This is a genomic window from Streptomyces tendae, assembly GCF_014650435.1.
Taxonomy (GTDB): domain Bacteria; phylum Actinomycetota; class Actinomycetes; order Streptomycetales; family Streptomycetaceae; genus Streptomyces; species Streptomyces tendae.
In genome coordinates this window covers 599,465-614,291 of record NZ_BMUY01000003.1, presented here as the reverse complement: position 1 = coordinate 614,291, position 14,827 = coordinate 599,465, and the positions used below count along the sequence as shown (strand labels likewise).

Annotated in this window: 15 protein-coding genes; 7 read left to right on the top strand and 8 right to left on the bottom strand. The window is 72.8% G+C overall.

What is annotated here, in order from left to right; genetic code table 11:
* The first annotated feature begins 55 nt into the window (after positions 1-55).
* Positions 56-1,063: an ABC transporter ATP-binding protein gene (locus IE258_RS11485; RefSeq protein WP_189742669.1), complete on the top strand. Its 1,008-nt coding sequence runs from the start codon at positions 56-58 to the stop codon at positions 1,061-1,063.
* A 33-nt stretch (positions 1,064-1,096) separates the two neighbouring features.
* Positions 1,097-1,933: a DUF1707 SHOCT-like domain-containing protein gene (locus tag IE258_RS11480; RefSeq protein ID WP_189742418.1), complete on the top strand. Its 837-nt coding sequence runs from the start codon at positions 1,097-1,099 to the stop codon at positions 1,931-1,933.
* Between the two features lie 233 nt (positions 1,934-2,166).
* Here the strand turns inward: IE258_RS11480 and IE258_RS11475 are convergent, their stop codons facing one another.
* Positions 2,167-3,531, bottom strand: a complete 1,365-nt coding sequence (locus IE258_RS11475; protein WP_189742415.1) for an SGNH/GDSL hydrolase family protein — start codon at positions 3,529-3,531, stop codon at positions 2,167-2,169.
* Between the two features lie 199 nt (positions 3,532-3,730).
* Between IE258_RS11475 and IE258_RS11470 the strand changes: the two genes are divergently transcribed.
* The 3 genes from IE258_RS11470 (at position 3,731) to IE258_RS11460 (ending at position 7,150) form a co-directional block, all read left to right on the top strand.
* Positions 3,731-5,113: a DUF445 domain-containing protein gene (locus IE258_RS11470; RefSeq protein ID WP_189742412.1), complete on the top strand. Its 1,383-nt coding sequence runs from the start codon at positions 3,731-3,733 to the stop codon at positions 5,111-5,113.
* Between the two features lie 105 nt (positions 5,114-5,218).
* Positions 5,219-6,733: an MFS transporter gene (locus IE258_RS11465; RefSeq protein ID WP_189742409.1), complete on the top strand. Its 1,515-nt coding sequence runs from the start codon at positions 5,219-5,221 to the stop codon at positions 6,731-6,733.
* A gap of 57 nt (positions 6,734-6,790) precedes the next feature.
* The gene (locus tag IE258_RS11460; RefSeq protein ID WP_189742406.1) at positions 6,791-7,150 is read left to right on the top strand and encodes a VOC family protein; all 360 of its coding nucleotides are present in this window, start codon (positions 6,791-6,793) and stop codon (positions 7,148-7,150) included.
* 13 nt (positions 7,151-7,163) lie between these two features.
* On the opposite strand, the gene IE258_RS11455 is transcribed toward IE258_RS11460, so the two are convergent.
* Entirely contained in the window at positions 7,164-7,466 is a 303-nt protein-coding gene (locus tag IE258_RS11455) for a hypothetical protein (RefSeq protein ID WP_161376679.1), read from the bottom strand.
* A gap of 172 nt (positions 7,467-7,638) precedes the next feature.
* Between IE258_RS11455 and IE258_RS11450 the strand changes: the two genes are divergently transcribed.
* Positions 7,639-8,526: an alpha/beta fold hydrolase gene (locus IE258_RS11450; protein WP_189742404.1), complete on the top strand. Its 888-nt coding sequence runs from the start codon at positions 7,639-7,641 to the stop codon at positions 8,524-8,526.
* Positions 8,527-8,663: 137 nt separating this feature from the next.
* A complete protein-coding gene (locus IE258_RS11445; protein ID WP_189742401.1) occupies positions 8,664-9,137 on the top strand; it encodes a carboxymuconolactone decarboxylase family protein in 474 nt (157 codons plus the stop codon).
* 54 nt (positions 9,138-9,191) lie between these two features.
* On the opposite strand, the gene IE258_RS11440 is transcribed toward IE258_RS11445, so the two are convergent.
* The 6 genes from IE258_RS11440 to IE258_RS11415 form a co-directional block, all read right to left on the bottom strand.
* Positions 9,192-10,418, bottom strand: coding sequence for a cytochrome P450 family protein (locus IE258_RS11440; protein ID WP_189742399.1), 1,227 nt, complete (start codon positions 10,416-10,418; stop codon positions 9,192-9,194).
* Between the two features lie 11 nt (positions 10,419-10,429).
* The gene (locus IE258_RS11435) at positions 10,430-11,674 is read right to left on the bottom strand and encodes a cytochrome P450 (RefSeq protein ID WP_189742396.1); all 1,245 of its coding nucleotides are present in this window, start codon (positions 11,672-11,674) and stop codon (positions 10,430-10,432) included.
* Positions 11,671-12,219, bottom strand: coding sequence for a GTP-binding protein (locus tag IE258_RS11430; protein ID WP_159328872.1), 549 nt, complete (start codon positions 12,217-12,219; stop codon positions 11,671-11,673). The genes IE258_RS11435 and IE258_RS11430 overlap by 4 nt, the downstream gene beginning before the upstream one ends.
* A gap of 94 nt (positions 12,220-12,313) precedes the next feature.
* Positions 12,314-12,667 carry a DUF742 domain-containing protein gene (locus tag IE258_RS11425; RefSeq protein ID WP_159328847.1) on the bottom strand — a complete coding sequence of 118 codons (354 nt, stop codon included), beginning with the start codon at positions 12,665-12,667 and terminating at the stop codon, positions 12,314-12,316.
* Positions 12,664-13,086 carry a roadblock/LC7 domain-containing protein gene (locus tag IE258_RS11420; RefSeq protein WP_087809118.1) on the bottom strand — a complete coding sequence of 141 codons (423 nt, stop codon included), beginning with the start codon at positions 13,084-13,086 and terminating at the stop codon, positions 12,664-12,666. The genes IE258_RS11425 and IE258_RS11420 overlap by 4 nt, the downstream gene beginning before the upstream one ends.
* A gap of 2 nt (positions 13,087-13,088) precedes the next feature.
* Positions 13,089-14,675: an ATP-binding protein gene (locus IE258_RS11415; RefSeq protein WP_189742393.1), complete on the bottom strand. Its 1,587-nt coding sequence runs from the start codon at positions 14,673-14,675 to the stop codon at positions 13,089-13,091.
* Positions 14,676-14,827: the final 152 nt, after the last annotated feature.

Genomic DNA, 14,827 nt, shown 5'->3' with positions numbered 1-14,827 from the left:
GATGGCGGAGACGACCGAGACCACGGAGACCACGGAGACGACGGAGGCCACGGGGATGGCGGAGACGGCGGAGTCGGACGGGGCGACCGGTGCCCGGACCCCGGCCTTCATCGAGCTGGACGGTGTCGAGAAGGTCTTCGACGTGCGCAGGAAGACCGGTTTCCTGAAGCGGGAGCGGCGGCAGGTGCGGGCCGTGGACGGGCTGTCGTTCACGGTGTCGCGCGGCGAGATGGTCGGCTACATCGGCCCGAACGGTGCCGGCAAGTCCACGACGATCAAGATGCTCACCGGCATCCTGACGCCCAGCGGCGGCCGGCTGCGGGTGGCCGGGATCGATCCGTCCCGGGAGCGGACCCGGCTGGCGCACCGCATCGGGGTGGTGTTCGGGCAGCGGACGACGCTGTGGTGGGACCTGCCGCTGATCGACTCCTACCGGCTGATGCACCGCATGTACCGCATCCCGGACGCCCGTTACCGCGAGAACCTGGACCGCTGCGTGGAACTCCTCCAGCTCGCCGAGCTGCTGGACGTGCCGGTGCGTCAACTCTCGCTCGGCCAGCGGATGCGCGGCGACATCGCGGCGGCGCTGCTGCACGACCCGGAGGTGCTGTACCTGGACGAGCCGACGATCGGCCTGGACGTGGTCTCCAAGGCCAAGGTGCGGGGATTCCTGCGGGACTTGAACGCCGAGCGCGGTACGACGGTGCTGCTGACCACGCACGACCTCCAGGACATCGAGCAGCTGTGCTCGCGCGTGATGGTCATCGACCACGGGCGGCTGATGTACGACGGCCCCCTGAGCGGTCTGCACGAGGCGGGGGAGAGCGAACGCACCCTGGTGGTGGACCTGGAACGGGAGTTGCCGCCGATCCGGGCGCCGGAGCCGGCGCGGGTGGTGCGGGTGGAGGGGCCGCGGCAGTGGCTGGCGTTCCCGGCGTCGGCGTCGGCGGCCGGGCTGGTGGCACGGATCGCGGCGGAGTATCCGCTGGTGGACCTGTCGGTGCGGGAGCCGGACATCGAGTCGGTGATCGCGAAGATGTACGCGGAACGCGCGGGCGCGTAGTGTCCGGCGCGGTGACCTCGTAGGCTGCTGTACATGACCGACGACGCCCCGGAACTCCGCGCATCCGACGCCGACCGTGAACGAGTCGCCGAGGTCCTGCGCGACGCCCTCGCCGAGGGGCGCCTGGACATGACCGAGTTCGAGGAGCGGCTGGACGCCACCTACAAGGCCCGCACCTACGGGGAGCTGGCGCCGATCACCCGGGACCTGCCGGTCGGCGGGGTGGCGGCGGCACCGCGGGTGTCGATGGCCAAGGAGCCCGAGCGGAGCGGCGGCTGGGCGGGCCGGATCACCGGCGGCGAGGGCTCGTCGACCTGGGCGGTCGCCGTGATGTCCGGCTTCCAGCGCAAGGGGCGCTGGACGGTGCCGAGGCGGTTCAATTCCTTCGCGTTCTGGGGCGGCGGGGAGATCGACCTGCGCGAGGCGGACTTCGCGGCCGGCGAGGTCGTGATCAACTGCGTCGCGATCATGGGCGGGGCGAACGTGATCGTGCCGCCGGGTGTCGAGGTGATCGTGCGCGGCATCGGCATCATGGGCGGCTTCGACCACAGCGAGGAGGGCGTCCCCGGTGACCCGGGCGCCCCGCGCGTGATCGTGACGGGCTTCGCCTTCTGGGGCGGCGTCGGCGTCGAGCGCAAGGTGACGCGGGCGGAGCGGCAGCGGCTGAAGGAGGAGCGCCGGCAGGAGAAGCTGGAGCGCAGGGCCGCGCAGCGGGAGCTGCGCTCCTCGGACCGGGACGACGTGGCGGACGCGCACCGCAGGATGCTGGACGACCACCGGGACATGGTGCGCGAGCACCGTGACGCCCGCCGCGAGGACCGCGAGCTGCGCCGCGAGGACCGCGACCGCCGCAGGCGGGGCGAGGACTGAGCGCGGCGCGGACGGCCCTCCCGGCTCCCCGCAGTCGCCCCTGACAGGGGCGCGGGGTTGTGTCGATTTGCGGCTCCGCCGCGTGGGCGCGAACGGCCCCACCGGCCGGCAGCCGGAGAACTACGGCGAGATTCACACCCGCATCAGCTGCGGCGCCTCCCGACGCACCGGGTCGGGACCCGGGCGGCGCCCCCGCTTCCCGGGCGGCGCCCCCCGCTTCCCCTGCGGGCCGGTTACGCCGCCACCGGCGCCGCGCCCTTCAGCGCGTCCAGGTCGAGGACCTGGCCCATGCGCGCGTACCCCTTGTCGCTGGGGTGCAGGTGGTCGCCGCTGTCGTAGTCGGAGCGCAGGCTGCGCGGGTCGTAGGGGTCGCGCAGGGCCTTGTCGAAGTCGACGACCGCGTCGAAGACCCGGCCGGAGCGGATCTCCTCGTTGATCTCCTGCCGCATCGCCTCGCGGGCCTTGGTGTGACCGCGGTGGCCGCCGAACGGCATGATCGTCGCCCCCACGACCCGCAGCCCTCGGTCGTGCGCCCGGTCGACCAGGGTGCGCAGGCCGGTGAGGATGCCGTCGCGGTCGGCGAGTTCCGGACTGTTCAGGATGTCGTTGACACCGAGGACGATGACGACGGCCTTGACGTTGGTGCGCTCCAGCACGTCGCGTTCGAAGCGGCTCAGTCCGCTCGGGTTGTCGGCCGGGCGGCCCGACCTGCTGGTGAGGATCCGGTTGCCGCTGATGCCCTCGTTCACCACGCTGTAGCGGGGCGTGTCCCGGTCGGTGCCGGCCGCCTCGTGGAGGCGGGCGGCGAGGATGTCGGTCCAGCGGTGGTTGGCGTCGGTCTCGGCGCCGAGGCCGTCGGTGATCGAGTCGCCGAACGCCACCAGGGTGCCGTCGGCCTCGTGGCTCAGCACGTCCAGCGCGGTGAGGTAGCGCCAGTACGGCGTGGGGGTGGTGTACGCGACGGCGGTGACGTCGGCCGTGCGGTCGCCGTCGGCGAGGTAGCTGGTCTGCCGGGCCTGCGGGTGGTAGGTCACCGGCCCTGACGGGATGGGCGAGTACGTGGTGACCAGGACGTTCGCCCCGTACGGGATGGCGATGCGGGCGATGTCGCTCATCACCTGGCCGCCCGCCGGGATGATCACCCGGGCGCTGCCGCCGAAGGTCAGCCGGCGCATGGTGTCGGCGATCGCGGCGGCCGTGTCGGGCCCGGCGGCCAGGGCGATCGAGGCGTGCGTGACGGTCAGCGGCGCCTGCCCGTACAGGTTGGACAGGGTGATCCGCGCGCTGGTGCCGCCGACCGAGGTGTGCACGACGTTGCGCACGGAGCGGCCCGCCATGCCGGTCGTCTCGGTGCCCGGCTCGGCCGCGGCCGGTGCGGTGGCCCAGGCGCCCACCCAGGCGCCGGTGGAGGCGGGGGCGGCGTCACCGCGCGGGAGACGGCCTCCGGCCTGCAGAGTGTGCCCACTGGTGCCGTCGTCCGCGGACGCTCCGGCGTATATGGCCGCGGAGATCGCCACTATCAGGGTGACGATCGCCGCGAGCAGGGCACGGTGCTTGCTGGGAGGCGCCCCCGCACCTCCGTCACGACCCCGGGTCATGCTGTGCTGTTCTCCTCGGGCGAGGGGAGCCCCGAGGCTCCGGTCCGATGAACCCATGATGCGTCATGGGCGGGAGAAAGGCCGCAGGAGCCCCGGGCGTTCCCCCTCCCGTGACAGACGCCGGGAACTTGTGTTCCGTTCCGGGAGTCGGTCAGGAAGGGACAATGTGTGAGGGACGTATCAGCGAACGGTGGAGTGGATGGAACGCACGAAGGCGGAACTTCCTGAAGGTGCGGGGGGTACGGGTGGTTCCGGGGGCGCCGGGGAGGGCGCGGCGGCTCCCGGCGGCGCGGCCGCGGGGGCGGTCCGCGACCGCGCGATGACGTCCTTCAGCCCGGCCGACGAGGAAAAGCGCCGCGGCGTGCGCCGGATGAAACTGACCGCCACCGGTCTGCTGCTCTTCGTCGCCCTGGTCTACGTCCTGGCCGAGTGGGCCTCCCACCGGGGCGCGGGCGCCTGGGCGGGCTACGTGTCGGCCGCCGCCGAGGCGGGCATGGTCGGCGCGCTCGCCGACTGGTTCGCGGTCACCGCGCTCTTCCGCCACCCGCTCGGCATCCCCATCCCGCACACCGCGATCATCCCGAAGAAGAAGGACCAGCTCGGCGTCTCGCTGGGCGAGTTCGTCGGCGAGAACTTCCTCTCCGAGGCCGTCGTGCGCCGTCGGCTGCGCGCCGTCGGCATCGGCAGCCGCCTCGGCGCCTGGCTCGCCGTGCCCGAACACGCCGACCGGGTGACGGCCGAGCTGTCCGCCGCCCTGCGGGGCGCCCTGACCGTGCTGCGGGACTCCGACGTCCAGGCCGTGGTCGGCGAGGCGATCACCCGCCGGGCCGACGCCCAGGAGATCGCCCCCGGCATCGGCAAGATGCTGGACCGGGTCGTCTCCGACGGCGGTCACAAGCGCGCCGTCGACCTGATCGTCTCCCGCGCCCACGACTGGCTGATCCTGCACGGCGACTCCGTGATGGACGCCGTACAGGGCGGGGCACCCGGCTGGACCCCCCGGTTCGTCGACAAGAAGATCGGCGACCGGGTCTACAAGGAGCTGCTGCGCTTCGTCACCGAGATGCGCGACATGCCCGCCCACCCGGCGCGCGGCGCCCTGGACCGCTTCCTCACCGACTTCGCCGCAGACCTCCAGTCCGACACGGAGACCCGGGCCCGGGTGGAGCGGCTGAAGACCGAGGTGCTGGGCCGCGGCGAGGTCCAGGATCTGATCGCGTCCGCCTGGACGGCCGTACGATCCATGATCGTCTCGGCGGCGGAGGACGAGCGCAGCGAACTGCGCCTCAGGGTGCGCGCCTCGCTGCTCTCCCTGGGCTCCCGGATGGCCTCCGACGCCAAGGTGCAGGCCAAGGTCGACGGCTGGGTGGAGGGCGCCGCGGTGTACGTGGTGACCACCTACCGCAAGGAGATCACCTCCCTGATCACCGACACGGTGGCGAGCTGGGACGCCGAGCACACCACGAAGAAGATCGAGGCGAACATCGGCCGCGACCTCCAGTTCATCCGCATCAACGGCACGGTGGTCGGCTCACTGGCCGGGCTGCTGATCTACGCGGTCTCCCGCATCCTGGGGGCGTAGGGCTGCCGCGGGCGGCCCATGGCCTCCCGGCGCGGCGGGCGTGTTCCCTCCGGCGCCGGGCACACGTGAGGCGTTCGCTCGACGGAGAGCCGCCGGAGGGGTGCCATGACAGCAGAAGCGTCGTCGTCGGGCTCGGTGCCCGCCTCCACCGGGACGGTCACCACGGCCGTCCCGGCCCGCCTGGACCGGCTGCCGTGGTCGCGCTGGCACTGGATGATCGTGATCGGACTGGGCACCGTCTGGATCCTGGACGGCCTGGAAGTCACGATCGTCGGCAACGTCGCCGGACGCATCGCCGAGGACGGCAGCGGCCTGGACATCAGCTCCGCCCAGATCACCGGCCTCGCCGCGGCCCTGTACGTGGCGGGTGCCTGTTCCGGCGCGCTGTTCTTCGGCTGGCTGACCGACCGGCACGGCCGCAAGAAGCTGTTCATGATCACGCTGGTCGTCTATCTGGCGGCCACCGCGTTGACCGCGGTCTCCTTCGAGTCCTGGTGGTTCTTCCTCTTCCGCTTCCTCACCGGTTTCGGTATCGGCGGCGAGTACGCGGCGATCAACTCCGCGATCGACGAGCTGATCCCCTCCCACTACCGGGGCCGGGTCGACCTCATCATCAACGGCAGCTACTGGCTGGGCGCGATCGGCGGCGCCCTGCTGTCCATCGTCATGCTGGACACCGACATCTTCGCCAAGGACCTCGGCTGGCGGCTCAGCTTCGCCCTCGGTGTGGTCCTGGGCCTGGTGGTGCTGCTGGTGCGGCGGCACGTGCCGGAGAGCCCACGCTGGCAGTTCATCCACGGCCAGGGCGAGAAGGCGGACACCCTCGTCTCCTCCGTCGAACGGGAGATCGAGCGGGAGAAGGGCGAGAAGCTGCCGCCACCGGCCGGTGAGATCACCATCCACCAGCGCAAGTCCATCGGCTTCGGCCTGATCGCCAAGACCGTCTTCGGCCGCTACCCGCGCCGCGCGGTCCTCGGCCTGTCCCTCTTCATCGGCCAGGCATTCCTCTACAACGCGATCACCTTCGGCTTCGGCACCATCCTCATCACCTTCTTCGACGTGCCGACCGGCTCCACCGGCTACTACTTCGCCGTCATCGCCGCGGGCAACTTCTGCGGCCCGCTGGTGCTCGGCCACCTCTTCGACACCGTCGGGCGCCGGATCATGATCTCCAGCACCTATCTGCTCTCCGGCATCCTGCTCTTCGGCACCGCCTGGCTCTTCGACCGGGGCTCGCTCACGGCGACGACCATGACGGCCTGCTGGTGCGTGGTGCTGTTCTTCGCCTCGGCGGGCGCCTCCAGCGCGTACCTGACCGTCTCCGAGATCTTCCCGATGGAGACCCGGGCCATGGCCATCGCCTTCTTCTACGCCCTCGGCACCGCCGCCGGCGGTATCAGCGGCCCGCTGCTCTTCGCCGACCTGACCGAGTCGGGCGTGGTCGGCGACACGGTCCTGGCCTTCCAGATCGGCGCGGGGCTGATGTGCGCGGCCGGTCTGGTCGCCGCGTTCCTCGCGGTGAAGGCGGAACGCCGCTCGCTGGAGGACATCGCCGAGCCGCTGTCGACGGCGGCGCCGGATGCGCCGGGAACGGCGGGCCCAGGACAGAAGACCGCGTAGCGTCGCACCCGTCGACCCGACCCGACCGGTACGGACGCCAGACGTCGAGGAGTCCCGATGAGCATCCGCAGGATCGTCCCCAACATCCACGTCCAGGCCGAGGAGCAGTGGAACACGAGCCGTGAGTTCTACGGCCTGCTCGGCTTCGAGGAGGTCATGGACATGGGCTGGGTGACGACCCTGGCCTCCCCGTCCAACCCCACCGCCCAGATCAGCCTCTTCACCGAGGAGCGCACGGCGCCCGTCGTCCCCGACCTGAGCGTGGAGGTCGAGGACGTCGACGCGGTCTACGAACAGGTGCTCGCGTCGGGCGCCGAGATCGTGCGGGAGCCGCAGGACGAGGAGTGGGGGGTACGGCGCTTCTTCGTGCGCGACCCGAACGGCCGGGTGATCAACGTGCTCACCCACCACTCCTGACCGGCGCCGCCGTTCAGGCGCGCCGGTCGGCGACCGCCCACGAGGCCAGGGCCACGGCGCCCGCCGCACCGAACACGGCGGGCCAGGCGCCCACCTTCTTGGCCAGCGGGTGCGACCCGGCGAAGGCGGCGACGTACGCCGCCGTCAGCGCGCCCGCGGCCCTCCCGCCGGCCCGCGCCCGCCACTGCTGTGCCGCGGCTGCCCCGGCGACGGCGAGGACGGCCCCGCCGAGCTGCCGCTTCTTCGTCCAGCGGGCCACGCCGTACCCGCCGACGAGACCGCCCGCGGCGATCACCGCGCTGGGAACCTTCGCCATCCCTGCCTCCTGCTCCGACCTCGGCCGGACCGGCTCCGGCCGTACCGACTTGTCAGGACCGAGGCTAATCCCCGCCTCTTTCGGCCGAACACCGAGCCCTGACCGCGACACCTCCGGGTATCCGCTCCGTTGGGGAGACGAGTGGGGAGACGAGCCACCCCGGAGGAGACCCATGACCACGCAGCGCCCCGGCAGCACGTACGGCCAGACCCGCCCCCGGACGGTCACGGTGGACGGCGCCCGCCTCGCCTGCTGGGAGTCGGGACCGCCGGACGGCGAGCCCGTCCTGCTCCTGCACGGCTACCCGGCCGACCACCGCAGCTGGCGTCACCAGGTGCCGCCCCTGTCGGCCCGGTACCGGGTCATCACGCCCGACCTGCTCGGCTGGGGCGCCTCCGACCGCCCCCTGCACCTGTCCTTCGACTACGACACGGAGGTCGCCCGGCTCGGCCGGCTCCTCGACGCGCTGGAACTGGACTCGGTGAACCTGGTCGGCCACGACTACGGCGGCTTCCTCGCCCTCGGCTTCACCCAGAACCACCCCGGCCGGGTCCGCAGGCTGGCACTCCTCAACAGCCGCGCGCACGCCACCTTCACCCGCCGCTGGTACGCCGTCTTCAGCCTGCTCGGCGTCTTCGGACGCAGCCCCCTGCTCCGCCGCCCGGCGCTCCACCTGCCGTACGTCGCCCTGCACCGCCGGTCCTTCGCGCCGCTCGTGCGCGCCGGGCACCTCGACGCGCACCTCCTGGACGGCTACGTCGGCTGGATGGCCACCCCCGAGGGCCGCCGCTGGCTGCTCCACTACTTCGGCGACTACCGCACCCCGGCCCGCCCCGAACTGCGCCGCCGCCTGCGTGACATCACCTGCCCGACGGCGGTCGTCTGGGGCCGCGCCGACCCGTACCTGAGCCCGGCGATCGCCACCGAGCTGGCCGGGGCCGTGCCCCGCGCCGAGCTGACGATGCTGGACGACGCCGGCCACTGGGTGATGGACGAACGCCCCGCCGCGGTGACCCGGGCACTGGGCCGACTGCTGGAACGCACGACCGCCAGCGGGTGAGACGCAGGTCACAAGCGGGTCGCGCCCCGGCCTGTCACATCGCGCAGCCGGCATCCGTCGTAGCTGTGTAGGGCGAAGAAGCCGGACACCGGACACCGAACACCGGGCACCGGACAAGCGACGACGGAGGATCCACCATGGAAGCGCGTCTCAACCTCTTCAGCAACCCGCTCGCCGGCAAGCTGCTGCGGCACATCAACTCCGCCGGCAAGGCCGTGGGCGACTCGACGCTGCCGGCCGCGACCCAGGAGCTGGTCAAGATCCGCGCCAGCCAGATCAACGGCTGCGGCTTCTGCCTCGACATGCACACCAAGGACGCCGCGGAGGCCGGGGAGACCTCGCTGCGCCTCAACCTGATCGCCGCCTGGCGGGAGGCCAAGGTGTTCACCGACGCCGAGCGCGCCGCCCTGGAACTGACCGAGCAGGGCACCCGCATCGCCGACGCCTCCGGCGGTGTCACCGACGAGGCATGGGCGAACGCGGCGAAGCACTACGACGAGGAGCAGCTCACCGCCCTCGTCGGACTGATCGCCGTCATCAACACCTACAACCGCCTGAACGTGATCACCCAGCAGCCGGCCGGCGACTACCGGCCGGGGATGTTCGGCTGAGGCCATCGCCGCCTCCGCCGTCGTCCCCGGCCGCCCGGTCCCGTCGCCCGCCGCTCAGCCGGCGTGCAGCAGGACCGGGAGCCGCTGGTGGCCGTTGCTGATCAGCGAGGGCACCGGCGGCAGCTCCTCGGCCGGGTCGGCGAGGCGGAGGTCGGGGAAGCGGCCGAAGAGGCTCTCCAGCGCGAGGGTCACCTCCATGCGGGCCAGCGGCGCGCCCAGGCAGAAGTGGACGCCGTGGCCGAAGGCGAGGTGCTCCTTGAGCGTGCGGGTCGCGTCGAAGGTGTCGGCGTCCTCGTGCCAGTCGGGGTGGCGGTTGGCGGCGGCGTACGAGGCGAGGATCGCCTCCCCGCGGGCGATGGTCCGCCCGTCCGGCAGGGCGATGTCGGTGACCGCGTACCGCAGCGGCAGGTGCTTGACCGCCGGTTCGTGGCGCAGCGTCTCCTCCACCACGTCCCCCCAGGTGACCTCGCCCTTGCGGACCAGCGCGAGCTGGTCGGGGCGGGTCAGCAGGGTGTGCACGGCCTGGTCGATGACGTTGACGGTGGTCTCGTACCCGGCGCTGATCATCAGCAGCAGGGTGTCGCGCAGTTCCTCGGGGGAGAGGCGGTCGCCGTCCCCCTCGTCGTCCCGCGCCGCGATGAGCAGGGACGTCATGTCGTCGCCCGGCGTGGCGCGCTTGGCCGCGATGAGCTGGTCGAGGACCTCGTACAGGCGCGCGGTGTTGGCCTGGGCCTCGGCCTGGTCCAGGGTGGTGTCGAAGACGCCGTCCACCAGGGCGCGGAAGCCGTCGCGCCGGTCCTCCGGCACACCCATCAGATGGCCGATCACCGCGATGGGCAGCGGATAGGCCAGCTCCTGCCGCAGGTCCACCGGCTCCCCGGCGGGCAGCTCCGCGAGCCGGTCGACCAGCCCGGTCACCATGGCCTCCACGGCCGGCCGCATCGCCTCGATCCGGCGGGCGCTGAAGGCGGGCGCCACCAGGCGGCGCAGCTTGCGGTGATTGGGGCCGTACGCGGTGAACATGTTCTCCACCGCCACCCACAGGGCCAGCGGCCAGGTGCTGACGACCTCGCCGAACGCGGGCCAGTGCGCCCGGGCGTCCTTGGAGACGTCGGGGCTGGTCAGCAGCTGTTTCAGGAGGACGGGGTCGCTGACCGACCAGGCCTGGACCCCGAGGACGTCCACCCGGGTGGCGGGACCGGCCTCCCGCAGGGTGCGGTGCTCGGCGTGGTGACCGGCGCCGGTGGGGTCGAGGACGAGGACGGGCTGCTGGGTCGCCATGGCCTGGCTCCTTAGTGTGCGGCGGGCTGTGCGGCGGTCTGCGCGACGGGGAAGGTGACGGGCAGGGATTCGAGGGCGCGGTGGAACGGGCCCGGGCGCCAGGTCAGTTCGTCGAGGGGGCGGGCCAGGTCCGTCTCCGGCAGCGCGTCCAGCAGGTGGGTGACCGCGGTCTCGGCGATGAGGTAGGCGTGCGAACGGGCGGGGCAGGTGTGCGGGCCGATGCTCCAGGCCAGGTGGGCGCGGTTGCCGCCGTGCTGCCCCTGGGGGACGCCCTCGGTGAGGGCCGGGTCGTTGTTCGCCGCCGCCATCGAGATCACCACCGGCTGGTCGGCGGGCAGCAGCACGCCCTCCACGTCGATGGGGTACGGCGGGTAGGAGATGCAGTAGTTGGCCATCGGCGGGTCGGTGTAGAGGACGGCGTCGAGTGCGTCGCGCACCGTGGACAGACCGGCGTGCAGGTCCGCGGAGAACTCCTCGTCGGTGAGGATCTTCAGGATCGTGTTGCTGATCAGGTTGGTCATGGGTTCGATGCCGGCGCCGTAGAGCGTGACGAGCTGGTGGCTCATCTCCTCGTCGCTCAGCTCGACGGGGTGCAGGGCCAGCCGGGACGTGATGTCGTCGCCGGGGTGGGTCCGGCGCAGGGTCACCAGATCGGACACCGCCCGGGCGAGGATCACGTTGCCCTGCTCGGCGTTGGTGGTGTCGAAGATCTTCGCCATGCCGTCGGCGATGCGCTGCCCGATCTCGTCCGGGCAGCCAAGGAGCGCGCTCAGCACCCGGAAGGCGATGGGGAAGGAGTACTGGGTGAGCAGGTCCGCCGAGCCGGTGGCGCGGAACCCGTCGATGGCGCCGTCGGCGACCTGCTCCACGAGGGCACGCAGCCCGTGCTGGTCGACCTGGTCGATGGCGTGGGTGTTCGCCGACCGGTAGCGGGCGTGCTCGGCGCCGCCCGAGCGCAGCGCGTTGGGCCGCCACTCCATCATCGGCCGCACCGGGCAGGTCGCCGGGATCAGCTTCTCCCAGGCCCGCGGGTCGGCCGGGAAGTGCAGCGGGTCGTTCAGGATGCGGCGCGCCTGGTAGTAGCCGATCACCAGGGTCGCGGGCACGCCGGGCGCCAGGTCCACCGGGACCAGCGGACCGTGGGTGCGGCGCATGCGCCGGTAGGCGGCGTGCGGGTCGGCGGCGAACTCCGGGGCGTACAGGGCGATCCGGCCCGACGGACCGGCCTGCGCGGTCTCGGCGGAGGGCAACGTCATCGGCGGGTCTCCAGGAGTGCGGCTGAACGGTGCTCGGAGAGGTACTCCGTGAGCGTGATCAGGGCGTGCAGGGAGGAGGTGCGGTCGCGGGCGTCGCAGTGCGTCAGCGGTGTGGCCGGGTCCAGGGCCAGCGCCTCGCGCAGCTCGGCCTCGGGGTAACTCGGGGACCCGGGAAAGGTGTTGATGGCGACGGCGTACGGGATGCCCGCGCCGTCCAGCAGACCCAGGGCGTCGTGGGAGGCGTCGAGGTCGCGGGTGTCGGCCAGGACCAGGCAGCCGAGGGCGCCCTCGGCCAGGTCCTCCCACAGCGGCTGGAACCGGGACTGCCCCGGCAGCCCGAACAGGTACAGCGCGATCCGCCCGCCGGCCATGTGGATGCGGCCGAAGTCCATCGCCACGGTGGTCGTCGTCTTGTGCGGGGTGCCGCGCAGGTCGTCCACACCGGCGCTGGCCTGCGTGATCGGCTCCTCCATCCGCAGCGGCCGCACCTCCGAGACGCTGCCGATCAGTGTCGTCTTGCCGACGCCGAACCCGCCCGCGACCACGATCTTGGCCGACCGGGTCACCGTGGCGGGGACGTAGGTGACGGGCCGGTCGGTGCCCGCGGCCCCGGCGGACTCGTCGGTCCGGTCGGCCCGGTCAGACCATGGAGCGAAGTCCACGGAGTACCTCCTGCAGCAGGTCGAAGTCGGGCTGGTCGTCGATCGCGGCGACCGGGCTGGAGAGGTGGCCGGAGTCCATCAGCGAGGAGACGAGGATGCGCACCGTGGAGGGCGGCAGCTCCAGCGCGGCGGCGATGTCGGCGACGGCCAGGCCGCCGTCCGCGCCGGCGAAGAGCCGCATCACCCGGCGGGCGTCCGGGCCGAGGGTGTCCGTGGGACCGGTCGCGGCGATGACCACGCTCTCCAGGCGCACGTCCTCGCGCGCGCGGATCCGGCCCTGGGTGCGGACGTAGGGCCGGACCATGTCGGGATCGCGCCGCGGCCCGCTCATACCGGTGAGCCGCCGTCCGCGACCGGCACGCGCTCCTCCGTGGCCAGCTCGTGCCCCACCCGGGTGGCGAGCCGCACCATGTGGTGCGAGATCAGACCGACGTCGGCGTCGGGACCGGTCGTGCACACCGACAGCATGGTGTTCTTCGCGGCGGTCGTCGTCAGGCCGATGCAGCCGACCGACTCGATCAGCAGCTGCCGCATCCCCGCGCCGCCGGTGAACTCGTCCCATGCCTTGCCCGCCGCACGCAGCGCCGCCGTCAGCGCGGCGAACTTCTCCCCGTCGTCCTGGCCGATCGTCTGGGTGCGGGCCTTCAGCAGCCCGTCGCTGCTCATCAGCACGGCGTACCGGACGCCCTCGACGCTGCCGAGTTCCTGGTCCAGCAGCCAGCCCAGGCTGTTGGTGTGTGTGTCTTGCACGATCAGAGTCCTTCGTCGTCAGCGGCGTCGTGGGGGGTGGTGCGGGCGGCGGTCCGCGCGGCGGTGCCGGTGGTGTCGGCGGGCCCCGGCGAGGACTGCTCCCCCTCCCGGCCGAGGCGGGTGCCGGCCGCCCAGGCGGCGGCGACGGCGGGACGGCCGGGCTCGGTGTCGTCGGGGGCGGCGGGACGGCGCGCGGGGGTGGGCGCGGTGGAGCGCCGGCGGACGGTCAGGCCGCTGGCGGTGGTGGCCGAGGGGGCGGCCGCGGCGGGCGGGGCGACGGGCTCGGACACCGGCTCGGCGGCGGGCGCGAGGGACGCGACGGGTGCGACGGGTTCTGCGGGCGCCCCGGAGGGCGTGGCCGGGGCCTGCTCGTCGGTCCGGTCCTCGGTTCGGGCCACGATCTGGTCCGCGTTCCGGTCCGTCTCCTGCACGGCGGCCGTAGGCGGCACGGTCCGGGACACCGCCTGCGGCACCGGCTGGGCGGACCCAGGGTCGACGATCAGGTTCTTCGGCAGGACGACCATGGCCCGGGTCCCCTGGTAGATGTTGGGCGCGGTCAACTCGACGCGGAAGCCGTAGCTCTCCGCCAGCAGGGACGCCACGCGCAACCCGGTCTGGGGGTGGGCGCCCAGGCGTGTGATGTCGTCGCGCTGTTCGCCGGACATCACGTCGCTGGCCCACAGCAGCCGCTCGTCGTCCATGCGCAGTCCGGCGTCGTCCACGATCAGGAAGCAGGCGTGGTGCCCCTGCTCCAGTGAGACGTGGACACTGGCGGCGGGCGGCGAGTAGCGCAGCGCGTTGTCCAGCAGTACGGCGAGCGCGTGCACGACGGCCTCCACGGCGCGGCCCTCGACCACCACCGACCCCATCTCGGGGTGCTTGATCCGCTCGTACCCCTCGATCCGGCCCATGGCCGCCCGCACGATGTCGGTCAACGTGGTGGCGGGCCAGCGCCGGGACAGCTTGTCCCCGGCGAGTACGGAGTACCCGGACGCCGTGAGCAGCATCTGCTGCGCGAGGTGGTCGATCTCCACGAGCGTGGCGTACGCCTCGTCCGAGATGTGCCGCCGTACGCCCTGGCTGACGGCCCGGCCGAGCCGTGCGGAGCGGGCCACCACGTTGTTGGCGAAGCCGCGCACGGCGGCCCGGGCCACGCCGACGGACTCGCGCCGTACCTGGGCGAGCTGCCGCTCGGTGTCCTGCCGCACCCGGTCGGCGGCGTGGGCCGTGGCCCGCTCGGCGGCCGCCCGCTCCTGCGTCCGTACGTCTCCCACCGCCGCGGCCACCGCGCCGGGTACCGCACGCAGCCGCTCGGCGAGCGGTGTCCCGTCGAGCTGCGCCGGTACGAGCAGCCCGCCCGCGGGGCCGGAGTCGTCCCGCCCGCCCTTCGCCGCCGCCGGGATCACGGTGGCCGCGAGGTGTCCCACGCACTGCTCGGCCGCGACGAGTTGCAGGGTGAGCCGGTCGGCGTGTTCGCGCAGCTGCTCGGCCCGGCGCCGGGCCTGCTCGCCCCTGCGCCGGAAGTACCACGCGGCCCCGACTGCGGCCACCGCCAGCACGGCGGTGGCGGTCACTATCAGTTCAGTCATCTGGTCCTCACGGATCGGAAGCCGTCGATCGGGCTCTCAGCGGGCCGGAGCGGACCGGTGTCTTCCGCGGTCACCCCGTGCCGCGGAGTCGGCAGCGATGCGGAGGACGGCGAAGGCGCACGACATGGATCTCCCGGGAACACGCGAGGGCC

Bases quoted from the DNA above. Each gene is read 5' to 3' on its own strand.
- IE258_RS11485 (WP_189742669.1), top strand. From the start codon at position 56: ATGGCGGAGACGGCGGAGTCGGACGGGGCGACCGGTGCCCGGACCCCG.
- IE258_RS11475 (WP_189742415.1), bottom strand. From the start codon at position 3,531: ATGACCCGGGGTCGTGACGGAGGTGCGGGGGCGCCTCCCAGCAAGCAC.
- IE258_RS11455 (WP_161376679.1), bottom strand. From the start codon at position 7,466: ATGGCGAAGGTTCCCAGCGCGGTGATCGCCGCGGGCGGTCTCGTCGGC.
- IE258_RS11470 (WP_189742412.1), top strand. From the start codon at position 3,731: ATGGAACGCACGAAGGCGGAACTTCCTGAAGGTGCGGGGGGTACGGGT.
- IE258_RS11450 (WP_189742404.1), top strand. From the start codon at position 7,639: ATGACCACGCAGCGCCCCGGCAGCACGTACGGCCAGACCCGCCCCCGG.
- IE258_RS11435 (WP_189742396.1), bottom strand. From the start codon at position 11,674: ATGACGTTGCCCTCCGCCGAGACCGCGCAGGCCGGTCCGTCGGGCCGG.
- IE258_RS11460 (WP_189742406.1), top strand. From the start codon at position 6,791: ATGAGCATCCGCAGGATCGTCCCCAACATCCACGTCCAGGCCGAGGAG.
- IE258_RS11425 (WP_159328847.1), bottom strand. From the start codon at position 12,667: ATGAGCGGGCCGCGGCGCGATCCCGACATGGTCCGGCCCTACGTCCGC.
- IE258_RS11480 (WP_189742418.1), top strand. From the start codon at position 1,097: ATGACCGACGACGCCCCGGAACTCCGCGCATCCGACGCCGACCGTGAA.
- IE258_RS11415 (WP_189742393.1), bottom strand. From the start codon at position 14,675: ATGACTGAACTGATAGTGACCGCCACCGCCGTGCTGGCGGTGGCCGCA.
- IE258_RS11440 (WP_189742399.1), bottom strand. From the start codon at position 10,418: ATGGCGACCCAGCAGCCCGTCCTCGTCCTCGACCCCACCGGCGCCGGT.
- IE258_RS11465 (WP_189742409.1), top strand. From the start codon at position 5,219: ATGACAGCAGAAGCGTCGTCGTCGGGCTCGGTGCCCGCCTCCACCGGG.
- IE258_RS11445 (WP_189742401.1), top strand. From the start codon at position 8,664: ATGGAAGCGCGTCTCAACCTCTTCAGCAACCCGCTCGCCGGCAAGCTG.